At 40.8% G+C, this 15,447-nt stretch carries 14 protein-coding genes; 8 read left to right on the top strand and 6 right to left on the bottom strand.

The genetic code is table 11. The features are described 5' to 3' along the window. Positions 1-124: 124 nt before the first annotated feature. The 6 genes from AQULUS_RS12155 (at position 125) to AQULUS_RS12130 (ending at position 7,965) form a co-directional block, all read left to right on the top strand. Positions 125-1,072, top strand: coding sequence for a hypothetical protein (locus tag AQULUS_RS12155; RefSeq protein ID WP_148340536.1), 948 nt, complete (start codon positions 125-127; stop codon positions 1,070-1,072). Then, positions 1,027-1,860 carry a hypothetical protein gene (locus tag AQULUS_RS12150; RefSeq protein ID WP_148340535.1) on the top strand — a complete coding sequence of 278 codons (834 nt, stop codon included), beginning with the start codon at positions 1,027-1,029 and terminating at the stop codon, positions 1,858-1,860. The genes AQULUS_RS12155 and AQULUS_RS12150 overlap by 46 nt, the downstream gene beginning before the upstream one ends. Before the next feature lie 235 nt (positions 1,861-2,095). After that, positions 2,096-2,470, top strand: a complete 375-nt coding sequence (locus tag AQULUS_RS12145) for a glycine zipper domain-containing protein (RefSeq protein WP_148340534.1) — start codon at positions 2,096-2,098, stop codon at positions 2,468-2,470. A gap of 59 nt (positions 2,471-2,529) precedes the next feature. Beyond that, complete coding sequence (locus AQULUS_RS12140; RefSeq protein ID WP_148340533.1) at positions 2,530-3,363, top strand: universal stress protein; 834 nt, start codon at positions 2,530-2,532, stop codon at positions 3,361-3,363. Continuing rightward, positions 3,360-6,074 (top strand): cation-transporting P-type ATPase, encoded by a 2,715-nt coding sequence (locus tag AQULUS_RS12135; RefSeq protein ID WP_197737350.1) that lies wholly within the window; start codon positions 3,360-3,362, stop codon positions 6,072-6,074. The genes AQULUS_RS12140 and AQULUS_RS12135 overlap by 4 nt, the downstream gene beginning before the upstream one ends. Before the next feature lie 208 nt (positions 6,075-6,282). Then, positions 6,283-7,965, top strand: coding sequence for a hypothetical protein (locus AQULUS_RS12130; protein ID WP_148340532.1), 1,683 nt, complete (start codon positions 6,283-6,285; stop codon positions 7,963-7,965). An 88-nt stretch (positions 7,966-8,053) separates the two neighbouring features. Here the strand turns inward: AQULUS_RS12130 and AQULUS_RS12125 are convergent, their stop codons facing one another. The 3 genes from AQULUS_RS12125 to AQULUS_RS12115 form a co-directional block, all read right to left on the bottom strand. Further along, entirely contained in the window at positions 8,054-8,980 is a 927-nt protein-coding gene (locus AQULUS_RS12125) for a universal stress protein (RefSeq protein ID WP_148340531.1), read from the bottom strand. A gap of 238 nt (positions 8,981-9,218) precedes the next feature. After that, positions 9,219-10,352, bottom strand: coding sequence for a phospholipase D-like domain-containing protein (locus tag AQULUS_RS12120; protein ID WP_148340530.1), 1,134 nt, complete (start codon positions 10,350-10,352; stop codon positions 9,219-9,221). A 32-nt stretch (positions 10,353-10,384) separates the two neighbouring features. Continuing rightward, positions 10,385-11,086, bottom strand: a complete 702-nt coding sequence (locus AQULUS_RS12115) for an endonuclease/exonuclease/phosphatase family protein (RefSeq protein ID WP_172622876.1) — start codon at positions 11,084-11,086, stop codon at positions 10,385-10,387. Positions 11,087-11,385: 299 nt separating this feature from the next. On the opposite strand from AQULUS_RS12115, the gene AQULUS_RS12110 reads away from it, so the two are divergent. Then, positions 11,386-11,946 (top strand): NADPH-dependent FMN reductase, encoded by a 561-nt coding sequence (locus AQULUS_RS12110; protein WP_148340528.1) that lies wholly within the window; start codon positions 11,386-11,388, stop codon positions 11,944-11,946. Positions 11,947-12,066: 120 nt separating this feature from the next. Here AQULUS_RS12110 and AQULUS_RS12105 read toward each other — a convergent pair whose 3' ends face one another. Continuing rightward, positions 12,067-12,348: a DUF3175 domain-containing protein gene (locus AQULUS_RS12105; RefSeq protein WP_148340527.1), complete on the bottom strand. Its 282-nt coding sequence runs from the start codon at positions 12,346-12,348 to the stop codon at positions 12,067-12,069. Between the two features lie 388 nt (positions 12,349-12,736). On the opposite strand from AQULUS_RS12105, the gene AQULUS_RS12100 reads away from it, so the two are divergent. Then, on the top strand, positions 12,737-13,111 hold the full coding sequence (locus tag AQULUS_RS12100) for a hypothetical protein (protein WP_148340526.1): 375 nt from the start codon (positions 12,737-12,739) through the stop codon (positions 13,109-13,111). Here AQULUS_RS12100 and AQULUS_RS12095 read toward each other — a convergent pair. Together AQULUS_RS12095 and AQULUS_RS12090 are read right to left on the bottom strand one after the other, a co-directional pair. Continuing rightward, entirely contained in the window at positions 13,104-13,601 is a 498-nt protein-coding gene (locus tag AQULUS_RS12095) for an Mpo1 family 2-hydroxy fatty acid dioxygenase (protein WP_172622875.1), read from the bottom strand. The genes AQULUS_RS12100 and AQULUS_RS12095 overlap by 8 nt on opposite strands. Positions 13,602-13,679: 78 nt before the next feature. After that, positions 13,680-15,275 (bottom strand): FAD-dependent monooxygenase, encoded by a 1,596-nt coding sequence (locus tag AQULUS_RS12090; RefSeq protein WP_148340524.1) that lies wholly within the window; start codon positions 15,273-15,275, stop codon positions 13,680-13,682. Between the last annotated feature and the right edge of the window lie 172 nt (positions 15,276-15,447).

Here is a 15,447-nt window from a genome sequence, read left to right as displayed (position 1 = left end):
ATACAGGGAAAAAATGTTATAATCCTGAATGTATGTTAATAATACATTAATGATAAGATAGTATAATATTTAATAAAATACCTAGATGACTAGCTGTTATTTCTAAACAACATAGGCGGCTTGAATGTTAAGGCGAAAAGGTTCCCATTCCGGATCTCCCTCAGCTTCGTTTGAAAATAACGATACGTTTTTTAAAAAACTGCTTCCGCTTGCTTTAGAGGGAAAACTCGCTATTCAAACGAAAGAGATTGATGAAAATCCGTCACTGATCATTCGCACCGCCCACTCCGGCCTGATGGCTGATCTTGAATCTAACATCAATAAATACTTGCAAGAACCTGTGAAAGCAACGCACAGTGAATCAGAGCATTCCATTCAGCTTGATCAAACGATGCTTGATCAGGTTTGTGCCGCGCTGCGGCTTGAAATCCAGGGTCGCGATCTTATTGCCGAACTGGAAGAATTTAACCAGCAAAATGCCAGAAAATCGATCCCGCAGCCCGTGGCAGGCTTTGAACTGGATTTTGCCTTGGCATGGCCGGACTTGGGACGCGATTCGGCCACCCCGAAATCAAGAAAAACAACCAGGGCTTCTGTTTCCCCCATCATGCGGCCTCTTGTAACAGATTCTTTAACCAAAGCACAAAGCCAGTTTATTCATCGCGAGGAAGCAAGCAGAGAAAGAACTGTTGTTTATGATAACCGTGATTTCAAAGCCTGGTATGATATTAACAGTATAGATCATTTATTCTATCTGCTGCCCGCTGACGACCAGCGGTTACCCCCTTATGTGATTGCGGAACATGATAACGCGAATGCGTATTTTCTTTTTCAATTGGCAGAACTCAAAGAGCGTTTCGAATCCAGCGAAGCTGTCATTCAGACCTTCACTACCAAACCCGAAACAGGCAGCGCGCATTATTATGCAGGCGTAATTTCCGCCCTGATGCTACAGATCCTGATAATATTTCCCTGTTGTTGTTCAATCCTACCGGCAATTACAAGAAACTTGAAAGAGTCCTGGAAGTGCTGGAGGGCTCCACGTTATTCAACAGCTTATACTTATCAATAGATCCGGTTCAGACTGAGAAAAAAGACGGCGGCGGATTGGTGTCATGCGGGCCGATTTCTGTAGAGTTTGTCAAACATGTGCAATGTCATCCGGAAGTGCTCCAGAAACTTCCGGTAGTCACTACTGATGAAGAATGGGTTGAAACCATCCCTGTTACGCGTGTCAGTCTGCACGAACTAGGCATTTTGCCTGGTAATCTGGGTTCCTTGCTGACTGACGAACCTCGTTACATCCCGAATGTGGAAGCTATCCGTCTGAGTCATTGTCAGGAATTGGGCCGATTGCCTGATGATCAATTTAATCTTGCCAATGAAGGAGCTCAGCTGGGGTTCGACAAAGATTCTCATAAGAAACTTCAAGAATGGGAAGATGAATTAAACCCGCCAGAACCGGCAGATGATTCTCTCTTGCAGGATTTTGAAGAAGACATTCAATCCCGTGAGATTCGAGACAAACAATCCAGTGACGCCGCTCCGCGCGATGAGCCCGTTTCTGTCCAGCCTGCCTCATCATATTCGGGAAATCGGGCAGTTTTTTTCCAGCCTCCACAAACCAGTGCACGCTCTTCTGTGGATCCGGAATTAACACAGCAAGAAGCCTTGCAACGCATCAATAATGTAGTCACCACCCTGAATGATATCTCTGACCGCCTGCTGGAATCATTGAATAGTATTAATAGAAATCTGAGCCGCTTGTCGATTCTCAATGAAATGAGCATAAACAAGAAACGGGAAGAACACGCATCGTTTGATCTGTCTAGTCACGATTCTTATCGTAAAGCGTTTTAGATGCGGCGCGCGAACATAATATTGTTCGCTTTTCGAGAGTGTTCATCGAACTATGCCCGTCCTCGTTTTTTCTGATTTACCTGCTATATTGATATGATGCAGGATTTATAGCCAGACATCATGGTATAATCATTCCCATCTCGATTCAAACCGCCCGCGCAATTGATTTGCCTGGCCGGTACAAAGGCCTTGCCAGCTTTATCTTCGCCACGGCGGTGTAAACTTTGGGGGAGCCATGTTACAAGTTATTCGTGTTCTGTTTCTTTCCAGCCTGTCTCTTTTGATGACAGGTTGCAATCCCTATACCCAAAATGAAGATGTGGGTACTTTTTCTGGCGCGCTTGCGGGCGGTCTGATAGGCAGCACGATTGGAGCCGGCTCGGGCCAAGCGCTGGCCATAGGTGCGGGCGCCATCAGCGGTGCACTTATTGGCAATTCCATAGGCAGATCCATGGATGAACAATACTACTATCATGGATATTACCCACGACGGTATTATTATCAGCCATATTACCCGCGTTATCATTACTATTATAAGAGGCCTTATTATAATCATCATTCGCATTACCATAGGCCTTATTACTATGATGCTGATGCTGGTGGATACTAAATCACTTGCTTTATAATGAAAATTATCCATGAGGATTTTTATGGAAAAGGAAATATTCCATGAGAGAAAGACTTAATATTCTTTTTGCAACTGATTTTTCACTAGGATCGAAAATCGCTTTAAAAACATTAAAGCTTCTTCAAAGAAAATATCAAAATAATGTGTCTTGGATTCATGTTGTTGAATCTTTCTGGAAGGACTGGGTAAACTCTGGTGCATACCAAAAAGAAGCGGCACAACGATTAGAATCATGGTGCAATAAATATTCAAACGGAAATAAAAAAAACCTATATGTCAAAGCAGGCAATCCCGCTGACATCATTCTTGATGTATCTCATAAAATAAAAGCAAACCTAATTCTCATGGGCGGCAAGATAACAGAAGAGTCAAGCCGTTATAAATCAGGTACCGCGGTTGAATCTGTTGTCCGCTTTTCCACCAGATCCGTTTGGATTTGTCAACGAGCTAAAATATCCAAAATATTATGCGGTATCGACGGCTCACCGTCATCAGCAAAAGCGCTTGAATTTGCTATCGATTTGTCTAAGCGATTTTCAGCGAAACTCTGCATCATTCATGCTATTCCTGGTTACTTACCAGCTTTTGGCATGACGGAAAGAACAATAAGACAGGAAGAAGATAAACTTAAACTGGAAGATACTGATAAAATGAAGAAATTTCTTGATGCTTTTGATTTAAGCAAAATTAAAACCGAAATCCATTTCCAGTGGGGAGCATCAGCAAACGTGATTCTTGATCATGCTGAAGATTTTGATTACGACTTGATTGTCATAGGAGCGAAAGGCCACAGTTTGCTGCATCATGTATTGATTGGCAGTACTGTTGAAAAGATTCTCCGTTATGCCCCTTGCTCGATGCTTGTTGTGCGATGAATGGTGAAAAAATGATGCCCGCGCAGAGTCCGTCTCAATATGCCTGGCATGCTTTTACTATTCATGAAGTATTTAACATACTCAATACACAATCCGATGGATTAAGTATTGATGCGGCTAAAAACCGTCTGGAAATTTATGGGTTGAACGTACTTAAACCGCCGAAAAAAAACAACCTTATTATTCGGTTTTTTGCACAATTCAATCATATTCTGATTTACGTTCTGATGGCTTCAGCTTTTGCGGCGTTGATGCTTAAACACTGGATTGATATGAGTGTCATTTTAGGTGTCGTCATCATTAATGCTGTAATTGGTGTGATTCAAGAAGGAAAGGCGGAAAGAGCGTTAGATGCCATTCGGCATATGCTATCCCTGAAAGCAACCGTCATCCGTGATGGTGAACGAATGATTATACCGGCAGAATCACTTGTCCCTGGCGATATTGTATTATTAAAATCGGGTAATAAGGTTCCCGCTGATTTACGTGTGCTTGATAGTAAAAACTTACAAATTCAGGAAGATATTCTTACTGGCGAATCTCTTCCTGTCGAGAAATCAATTTCACCTATCCCTGTTCACGCGGAATTAGGCGGCCGAAGTTGCATGGCTTATTCAGGCACCCTGGTTACTTATGGAAAGGGTATGGGTATTGTCGTTGCAACAGGGGAAAATACAGAGGTTGGACGTATTGGCGCAATGCTCGCTGAATTACCGCTCATGACTACTCCCTTACTGCGTCAGATGAACGTATTTTCCCGCTGGCTGACTATTGCCATTCTCATTATTGCCGTCTTCACTTTTTTATTTGGGCTATATTTTCGTGATTACGGCATGAGCACGATGTTTATGGCTGCGGTTGGGTTGGCTGTTGCTGCCATTCCTGAAGGATTACCAGCCATTATCACCATTACATTAGCTATCGGTGTTACACGTATGGCTGAACGCCATGCAATTATCAGGCGTTTGCCTGCTGTCGAAACTTTAGGCTCTATTACAGTCATTTGTACCGACAAGACAGGAACGCTTACCATGAACGAAATCGCGGTACAAGACATCATCACGTCAGAACATAGGTTTATTGTTACTGGTACGGGTTATAGTGATGCTGGAGACTTTAAGCTGGATTCAACCAGCATTGATCCTGACAAATTTTCTGTACTTAAACAAATCATCAATGCTGCTATTCTTTGCAATGACGCAGCATTAATAAGAAAGGATGAAAAGTGGCATTTGCATGGCAACCCGGTCGATGGAGCATTGCTAAGTCTGGGACTAAAGGCAAAAAGAGATTTGCATTTTGAGAAACAGTCTTACCCGTTGGTCGATCTCATTCCTTTCGAATCTGAGCATAAATTCATGGCAACCTTGCATCATGACCATATGGGTAATGATTATCTTTACGTGAAAGGCGCGCCTGAGCGTATTATATCCATGTGCAGCTCACAGTTATCAAACAATCAAATCGTTCCTATAGATAAAAATTATTGGCGTAAGGAAATTGAATTATTGGCGAACCAAGGAAGGCGCGTGCTAGGCATCGCAATGAGATTAACAGCTGCTAAAAAAAATGACTTGCGTTTTAGTGATGTCGAGGGCGGATTAACCATGCTGGCACTGCTAGGGTTGCTAGATCAGCCGCGTAAAGAAGCTTTTACCGCGGTTTCCGAATGTCACTCCGCAGGCATCCGTGTCATTATGATCACTGGCGATCATGCGGCGACTGCAAAAGCAGTTGCCAGGCAAGTCGGCATAGAAAACTGTGAAAATGCATTAGATGGCCGCGAGCTGGATGCGCTTTCTATCGATGAATTAGCAGCCATAATAGATCAATTTAATATTTACGCTCGCACCTCTCCCGAACATAAGCTAAAACTGGTAGAAGCATTACAAAACAGAGGCCACATTGTCGCAATGACAGGAGACGGCATTAATGATACGCCCGCATTAAAGCGTGCTGATGTTGGGATTGCAATGGGAAAAAAGGGAACGGAAGCCGCCAAGGAAACTGCAGAAATTATTCTTACTGATGATAATTTTGCATCCATCATCTCTGCGATCAAAGAGGGACGTACCATATATAATAATTTACGAAAGACCATTCTCTACATTCTGCCAACCAACGGCGGAGAAACGCTTGTCATTATGACAGCTATCTTCTTGGGCTGGATATTGCCTATTACACCAGTGCAAATTCTATGGGTCAACATGATCACGGCCATTACTTTGTCGCTGTCATTGGCGTTCGAACCCGCAGAAAAAAATGTGATGAAAAGACCGCCGCGAAAAACTGACAAGCCCATTCTTTCGCCTTTGCTTGTTTGGCGTAGTATGTTTGTTTCATTTTTGATGTTAATAGGGAGTTTCGGGCTTTTTTTATTGGCACGAGAATCGCAAATTGCCATTGATACTGCCCGCACCATTACCGTTAATACATTAGTGATGGGAGAGATCGCTTATCTATTAAATAGCCGTAGAATTTTGGGATCAGTGTTCAACTGGGAAGGATTTTTCGGCAGCATTCCTGTGATCGTGGCTATTGGCATTATATTAATCTTCCAGATATTTTTTACATACGCGCCATGGATGCAAAAGCTTTTCGGAACAAGTGCGATAGACTCAATTTACTGGTTATATATTGCGGTTTTTGGAATATGCCTGTTTTTATTAGTAGAACTTGAAAAAGGATTAATACGTTTATTAAACCCCTGAGAATCACGTAGAGGGGATCTTCACAGAACCCCATAATCTGTCATATGATTTAATGACAATTTATCCATGGTATCTTTATTTGTATGTTCACGACGCGGACATTCTGGGCCAGCATGGCAATCACCTTTTCTGACATTTTATACGGAAACATTCACGATCAGTCAGAATATGCGTTATAATCTTATAAAAATAGCACAATAGAATAAATATGCTGCGAAAACTTGAAGAATTTCATTATTTTAGAAAAAAGGAAAAGGGCAATAAGCCTGGAGCTTATTATAAAGACGAAAATGGCCAAGAATGGTTGATTAAATCATTAGAAAGCTTAAGCTCTGTGGAAGAGGCCTTTTCGGGCGCACTTTTTAAATTGTTTGCTGGCGACGAATTTTCTCCTGATATAGCTTTGGTCATTGATAATGAAGGTAAATTACTGGCTGCCTCCAAAATCAATCCTGGGTATACGCAATTTGATAATGTTCAAATGGAAGAATCGGAGAATAAGGTAGTCATTTCAGGCAAGCCTGTTGCAGGCCTGGAATTAGTAATACTTATTTCAGCACTGCTTCATGAACGAGATTTCTATGGAAATGGCAATGTTGGTTTTGACCTTTCTGCTCAGGAAAAATCGACTCATGTCCCTGCATTTCGCATCGATTTTGATGATACTTTTAAATCTGACCGAATCAAGACCTTGAGAGGTTACAATTCATTAGGAGAAATACTGGAGGATTTGGTGGCAAATCCCATGTTAATTTGGAGGCTTTATGATAAGGAAAAAATAAAAAGTGCAATTGAAAAAATTTCCAGCGTTGATAATTCTGATATTGACAAGATTTTTCAGCAATTTTTTCCCTATTTTGAAATAGCGGTTAAAGCAAAGATTAAAGAACATCAAAGGCAATCTGATGAAAATCATGAAATGGCTTTTTATTATGATAAATTAGTTATCGAGCTCAACAATTATATAGATAAATTTAGGTTATCATTAGAACAATTAAAAACTGATAAAGCCCAGTTAGCTAGGAAATTAGTCAAGCTTTCGGATGCAAATGTTACTCCATCCGGTTTTTATCTTCCTAGCAAAGAATTATCCAACCCATTAACGGATACGTTTCAAAAGTTGAAGAATTTTTTTAGTGTTTATGATGGTTTCTATGCGGCATTCCGGAGTGATTTTTCTCAGCGTTCAGCAAAAAAATTGATAGCAGATACCCAGAAACAAGGAGAGGCATGCGAGTCTTTCAAGGAATATATAAAAATGCGACAACGTTTAATAAAAATTATTGAAGAAGATGAGCGTAAACTCCAATATTACACTAAGTATATTGAATACGTAGAAAATAACCTGATATCCAGTCCTGATTATGAAGATCGACATGATAAAGCATTAAAGAATATTGAGATCTTAAAAAAAAGAGTAAAGCAACACGTACACTTTAAAGAAATTATTGCGGAAGCCGATATATCTCTGCAATCAATCATAACACCTTCCCAGAGATATTTTCACAATAGTGGTAATTATGCTGTTGTACGAGATGTGAGAATTAATGATGATCAAGTCGTTTTCACTGTAAATACATCATTTCCAGGTTCGATTTTTTCTGAAAAAGAGAATAAATATTTAGATGAGGGAGTTTGGCAACAAATGCTTGATTTCTGTGATATCGCTATGCAGCTGTCAAAGGCAAATGTAGAACGTGTTACAACTCCATCTGGTAGTTTTGAAACTGTTACTTACACTATTAATATTAAAGATGCCATTAGTGTAATTGAAAATTTAAAACATCTAAGCGATCAGTTTGAACCCTATGCAATCCATACATTTTACGATGATATCAAGTCAAATTTGATAAAGCAATCCATTCTCAATGAAGCTTTCAGCCTAAAGTAAACAACGCTATCATAAAGCATTGATGTCCTATTTGTAGCCAGTCGGTTTGGAGGGAGTTTGTAAAATTCCCCAGAATGAAATGAGTGCTTTACCTCTTTGCAGGCGGAACCAGTAAAATGTCCTTGTTTGCTTCGGTCAAGACCCTGTTCGCGACACTGCCCTTGAAATCATAATGCATTTGTCCGTGACCTTGTGTGCCCATTAGAATAAGATCGCTTCTGAATTGATCAGCCGCGTTAATGATCGTCGGCCCGGGATAGCCCAGGGTGATGCGATAAGGCAATTTTACTGACGTTTTTCTGCAATGTCTAATGAAGTCCTTCATTTTGTTTTCAAGATAAAACAGGATCGCCTTGCGTATACTGGCAATTTTTTTTTCTGGCACTTGCTCTTCCTTTTTCTCTCTCATCAGGATATTTTCGTATTCATAATCACCAGCATGGAATAGGCGCAAATCTGCTTTGGGAAACGATCGGCATGCATAAACAAGAGCATTCTTGCTCGTATCTGAAAAATCAACCGGAACGAGTATTTTTTTGTAGGGTTTTCTAGGTGACTTCTTTACAATTAATACCGGGCAGAATGTTTTCTCCGCGATGTATTCCGCTGTAGTTCCTACAAATGAATCATGTATGGAATAAGTTCCATGCGCGCCCATCACTATCAAATTGACTTTATTTTTCCTCGAGTATTTCAGTATTCGAGTCGCAGGATTACCTGTATTAATGATTGTATAGTTCACTTTGAGGCCAGGGACGGTCCATTTGGCTGCCTGCAGCCGGATCATGGCATTTATCTTTTCTTTTGTGAGCAAAAGAAATCTTTCAGGAAGAATTTTTTTTAAATTTTTATGCAAAAATGAATTAACCGGCTGCGATTTAACAACATGCAAAATAGTCAGATCCGCATGAGCTGCTTTTGCCATTTCCATCGCCCTTTTAATGGCATAACCTGATGTTTCGGAAAAATCAGTTGCAACCAGTATTTTTTTAAGTATAGACTGATCTCTGCTCATGCTGAGTTAATCCTGTTCTGTTAAAATTCGACATTCACATCATCAACATCAATAAACATTTGCATGATACAAATACATTGAGTCATAAGATGATAATAGCATGATTGTTTGTTTTTTAATCCTTGCCCCGTTTATCCGCCCAATTGGTTATATCAACTTTATGCAAAAAATATTAACGTGCGTATATATTAATCAATACACCGGATTTATGTATGCACATAGCGTGCCTACGCATGAATTATATCCAGTATCGTATTAATAACATCAGATAACCTGCCAGCTTCCGGTATAACGGCTGCCTTTGAACATCCATTTCATTTAACTGGTGTGATTGCATCAAATCAGACAGGAATTGTTTATCAATAATGGCTTTTGCTTCAATACCCTGGATAGTGACATTAACTTCCAGGTCATGTTTCATAGACCGGTAATTCAAATTGCCTGATCCAATCGAATACCAATTATCCAGGATTAGCACTTTTGCATGTAAAACATCAGGAATATACTCGTAAATTTTGACGCCATGATTCAGCAAGATTGAATAAAATGTAGCAGAAGCCAGTGGCACAATGAATACATCCGATTTTTCTGGCAGCAGGATTCTAACATCAACACCCCGCTGACTTGCCTTGATCAAGTGTTTTAGCAAGTGACTGTCCGGTACAAAATAGGCATTGGTCACCCAGATACGTTCTCTGCATTTTGAAATCCGGTCTAACAACATTTGATAATATTGATGTCTGCGCCGCCATGAGTCATTCAAAATAAACCTGGATTCAATATTCATTTTATCAGGCATATCACGTTTGCGGATTTTATTCATGGGATATCCCCAGGCTTTATTAAACGCAGCCTGTAGCTCATCAATGTTCACGCCAATAAGCCTGACATTCATTTCACGCCAGATTGTGTTTGTTACCGGATTTCTTAATAAATGATCATTGAGATTGGCACTGCCAACATAGACAATTTTTTTATCAATAATGCAGACTTTTCTGTGATTGCGTGAATTTATTTTTGTTATCAGATATAGGATTTTTGAAAAAAGAAAATTTGATTTGATGTTAACCAGCCTCCAATGCGAAAATTTCCATGGCAAAGGATGATATACCTTTACCCGGATACCTGCTGTTTCTAGTTGGTTAGCGATTTTTCCTCCCCATGAAATCGAACCCACACCATCTACCAATATCCGTATTTTCACGCCTTTGCTAGCCGCGCGGCAAAGCACATTAGCTACCTGGTCGCCGACCGAATCATTTTCAAATATGTAAACTTCAATATCAATTGTGCTCTCTGCATTATCAATATCAAGCAAAAAGGATCGGAGATATTCATCATCAATCAATATGTCTTCCTGGTATTCATGCATAACTTGTCACCCTATCCAGTCTGGTTGACATTCTATTCAATATTGAGTAACACATTTAATGCGATATGATCAGACAGATTCCGCCAGGGAGATTTTGTCATTCTGTTAGCTGAGACAACTGAAAATCCACGGAAATATACACGATCGAGTTGGAGCACGGGCGCCCATGCCGGATAGGTTTTAGCGTATTTATTTTTACAAAGTTTAAAAGCTTCCTGTAAGCCAAAATGATTAATTAACGGTTTGGTTGCATATCCGCGCCAGTCATTAAAATCGCCGCCCAGAATAAGCGGATCACTGGAAGATATGTTGTTTTCCAGGTATCTGACTATGATATCCAGTTGCTTGCGCCTGTCTTTGGCGAGCAGCCCCAAGTGTACACACAGCAAATGCAACACTCTATGATGTCCCGGGAGCTGCACCATGGAATGAAGCAAACCTCTGCGCTCATAGCGAGTCATGGAAAGATCGATGTTATCTGAATAAATAATGGGATACTTGCTCAATATCGCGTTTCCATGATGCCCTTTTTGATACACCGCATTTCTTCCGTATGAAAAGTGAGGCCATAATTCAGATGCCAGGAATTCAAATTGAGCGCCGCGAACTTCCTGTAATAATATGATGTCGGCATGGGATTCGTGAATCTGATGTTTAATCCTATGAATAGTGGATTTGTGAACGCCCCAGCCAACGCCCTTATGAATATTAAAACATACGATGTCCAGATTCACTCCGACATCCTCGATATAGCGTTAAAATTCATATAATGGTACTTATTCTTCATTATGGTCTCATATCATCTCCCATTCAACATGACATGAATAGACATACAGGGAAGCTATGTTACAATACATTGACTAATTGAATATTTTTTAAAAAAATAGTTACAGGAGTTACTCTGGCCATTTAAAGATTATCTGGTCAGCGGCAATGTGAAAAATCTTGCTGTGCATGATGATGCGCATCCGCTTTACGCCATGTCATCAGGAGTAATTCGAGATTTGGGAGTGAAATATTAAAGGAGTAATAAATGGCAAGGAAAATAGGTGTGTTAATAGGCAGTTTAAGAAAGGAATCCTGGAACAGAAAAGTTGCCCTCGCTCTGATAGACATGGCGCCTCCGGATCTGGATCCGGAAATTATTGAGATTGGCCAGCTTCCTTTATACAATCAGGATCCGGATGATCAAGACAACCCGCCGGATGAATGGAAAAAATTCCGCGAAAAGATGCGTAATATTGATGGCGTCTTGTTTGTCACGCCCGAATATAACCGTTCGGTTCCAGCGCCATTGAAAAACGCCATTGATGTCGGCTCAAGGCCCTATGGGAAAAGCATCTGGAGTGGAAAGCCCGGCGCGATTGTCAGCGCCTCTCCTGGCGCCATAGGCGGTTTTGGATCTAACCATCATTTACGCCAGTCCCTGGTTTTTCTGGACGTACCATGCATGCAACAACCGGAAGCGTATATCAGCAACGTTAATCAATTGTTCAAGGAATCTCACACCATCGCAAAAGACGAGACCAGGGATTTTTTAAAGAAATTCATGGAGACTTATGCCAATTGGGTCAATATGATATTAAAAAAATAATCAGAACGGCATAGAAAAACATTGCTCAAGCAGTAAAAGACGCCTGTTTTGACGCTGGTCAAAACAGGTGCTTTAATGATATAAAATTTCTATATTCGCAAATACTTGTCAAGCTTCCTGTTAATCTTTTTTAAATAGGGTACGCAGAAGTGTCTTGGCATGAATGAGAATTTCTTTTTGCTCGGGCGGCAGTTTTTTTCCAGCGCGATTAATGTAAAAATTCAGCATGGACATGGCGGATTGATAAGGTGATCCTTTGCGTCTGTGACTGCTCAATGCCGATTGTTGTAGCGATTTGGCGATTTTCATGGGATCTTTCCAGGTAAAAACGCCCTCTTCCAAATCCAGCGCACGACTTTCCCTGGTTACTTTTGCCGACCACTTGTTCGAGCGCTTTTTCATTTCAACACACTTCTATTGCCAGTGCTGATCCCATTTTTACAAGACCTATCAAAGCAACCTTCATGGTGGTTTTTTCCCCTTTGCCAGTAAGAATCATAAAGCCAGCAAGCATATGTTTATAGCCTGACTTAAAATATCGATAATGTCCAGATTAGAGTCAATATTAATGTTAGTATTTAATTAAATTGTGACGAACGCCCGGCTTGAAAATGCATTGGTTGTAACCAGCAAGAGGCGTCATCAATTAATTCCATCCAGTAAACTCTTTCACTCTAACTGTCATAATATATGGCCTTCCTTTATTATAGACAGTAGTGCGCCGGTGAATAGACGTATCACATGTTTTTTGATATGTTAAATAGAGTAAAGGCCAGAAAGAAGACAATCCATGTCTATCCAGAATAAGCTCCGTGTTATTAACCGCGTCATAGACACTGTGGACGAAATCAAAAAAAAATATGCACAGAATGAAGCAGTATCGCCTGATTTATCCAAACTAAGTCAATCTCTGCAAAACCTGAAAGATTATTTGTCCAAGCTTGATCAACTGCAGCCCAATTACACCACAAATGAAATTGATAGATATGTTGTTGCGATTAATCTTGACCTGGATTTGCTAAAGAACGAACTGGAAAAACAAGATTTCATAAGACTTCAAAAAGGAGCAAGAGTCATCAGAACAGTCCTCAAGTTCCATCCTACGAAATATTCTTTTATAGAATATGTGCTCATTTGGATATATGAATTCTTTTATTTTATCTAATAGCGGAATCAATTTTCCGCTGCAATTCCTTTCTTAATCCCAGGGCAAACAGCAATTCAGCAGTCAGAAAAATTGGCGCAATTAAGAGCTGGAAGGCGTTATGAAGAAACGCGGGGCGTTTCCCTTCGAAATAATGGCCGACCAACTGCAAAACCCATCCAAGTATAAATAAAATCAGAAATAATAAAAGACTGCCGCTATTAAAGTGACCCTTGCCAAGGATATGTCCTGCATAAGTCAGCGGCACAAGAAATAATACGGCCGCCAGACTTAAATAAACATCCAGAAATGCGTAATAGATCAGCAAAATGCTTACGGCTATCCATGCCACAGTAATATGTCCAGAATGCAGAAAAGGCACATGCAACCAGTCAAGCACGATTTGTATGGCAAGAATAATCGCAGGGATGCCTATAAAATGGGTCACTTTGGTAATCAGTTTTTGATGATGACTTGTGTAAATACTCATGTGCTGAACTATGTTTTTCATAACATCACCTAATATAGGATTATCCATGCTATTGATTATGGGTAAAGTGCCAAACTAGAAATTCAGAAAAATGATAAATCATTGCTCAATGAAAAAATACCGGTTAATAAAGGATGTGATCGAATCCAAATTCAATTTGGTTGTACAATATCCTATATAATTGTCAGGTCTGGCAATATAGACAGCAGGCTTATTAATATGAAAGCATTCATGCACACTGCCGCTGGCGTCATGTATGACGTTTTTCAATTCCCGGACTTCGTCTGTGGCAACCACATGCGTCCTGAGAAGATCGCCATATTTTTGTTCGAGCTGTTCCTGGATATGCGCTAGTTTTTTTATGTCACTATTTTTGGAAGAGATTCCCGTGAACATAAGCACGTTATGCATGGGATGCCGCAGAAAATCATAAAGCCTGGTTTTTGGATCTACCTTTGCATCCGGCATGCGCTCACCTGGCCCGGGACATTTTGCCCCAACGATCTCTTCATAATTAATGACAGGGCTGGACTGATAACGTATGCCTGTCTGTGAAATAATCTTGCCTGTGTGTGAAATGGTTTTTTCATCGCCATTCATGATTTTTGCACTGAATTTTTGCAGTTTCGTCAGAAATGTCGTATCGTACAAAGCCAGCTTGGTGAAATGTTCGGTCAAATTCACGATTTCATTCACGACAGGATGCCTCTCCTCCTGATAGCTGTCCAGCAGAGAAAGCCTAGCCTTACCCTGAATCACCATGGCCAGTTTCCATCCCAGATTATAGGCATCCTGCATACCGGTATTCATGCCCTGGCCGCCTGCCGGCGAGTGTATATGCGCAGCGTCGCCTGCGAGAAATATCGAACCCTGCCGCATGTTTTTAACCACTCTTCCATGCACCCAGAATGAAGAAATCCAGGAAATATCCTTTACATAATAAGCGCCATGACCGCGTTCCTGCACCAGTTCAATGATTTCCTTTTCATATAAGGTACGCCGCGGATGTTCAAGATGCAGGTTTGCCGCAATGCGATATTTGTTTGATCCTAAAGGTGACGCGGAAAATATGGTACCTTCATCAAAAAAGAGGTGAGCCTCATTTTTTGCCATAAATGAATCGATGTGTGCGTCAGCCACCATGAATTGTTCTGTCAAATCTTCTCCTGGAAAAATAACGTTGCATCGTTCACGGACAGTACTGCTTGCGCCATCACAGGCGATTAACCAGCGGCATTTGACGATTTCGCGTTGCTCCCGTGAGTTCTTCAGGACAGCAGTCACGCCGCTTTCATCCTGCGTGACATCTGTCAATTCAGTGGACCTTTCCACGTTTTTATTCATTTCATGAATTCGATCTGACAAAATTGATTCTGTTTCACTTTGCGGCAGCATTAAAATATAAGGATAGGAAGATTCAATGTGATTTAAAGGTATGGTAATCAGGTGTTTGCCATTAACATATAAATTGATGCCGTCACATTGATGACCAGCCTTGATAAAGGGAGATACCAGCCCTGCCTGGTCTAATAATTCCAGTGTCCGTGTCTGAATCCAGGTGGCATTGGACGTCGCCACCGGCCCGGATTTTTTATCTATGATTCTAAAGTCAACCGCGCGACGCGCGAGCTCGCACGCCAGCATTAGCCCGGTAGGACCGGCGCCTACAATCAGCACTGGAAGCTGCGCATTCATTTGGTTATTCCAATTTTAATCCTTGATAAATAGATCATAACAAATATGAGAAAGGACATGAAGTTAAACTGACCGCCAATCAGCCACTGCAATCCACTACAATAAAATACTGAGACCATACACTCATACCGGAATGAGGCTGTTCTCAAGCCACTAAAGCAATATCATGCAA

The organism is Aquicella siphonis, assembly GCF_902459485.1.
Taxonomy (GTDB): domain Bacteria; phylum Pseudomonadota; class Gammaproteobacteria; order DSM-16500; family DSM-16500; genus Aquicella; species Aquicella siphonis.
This window is presented reverse-complemented; position numbering and strand designations above follow the sequence as displayed.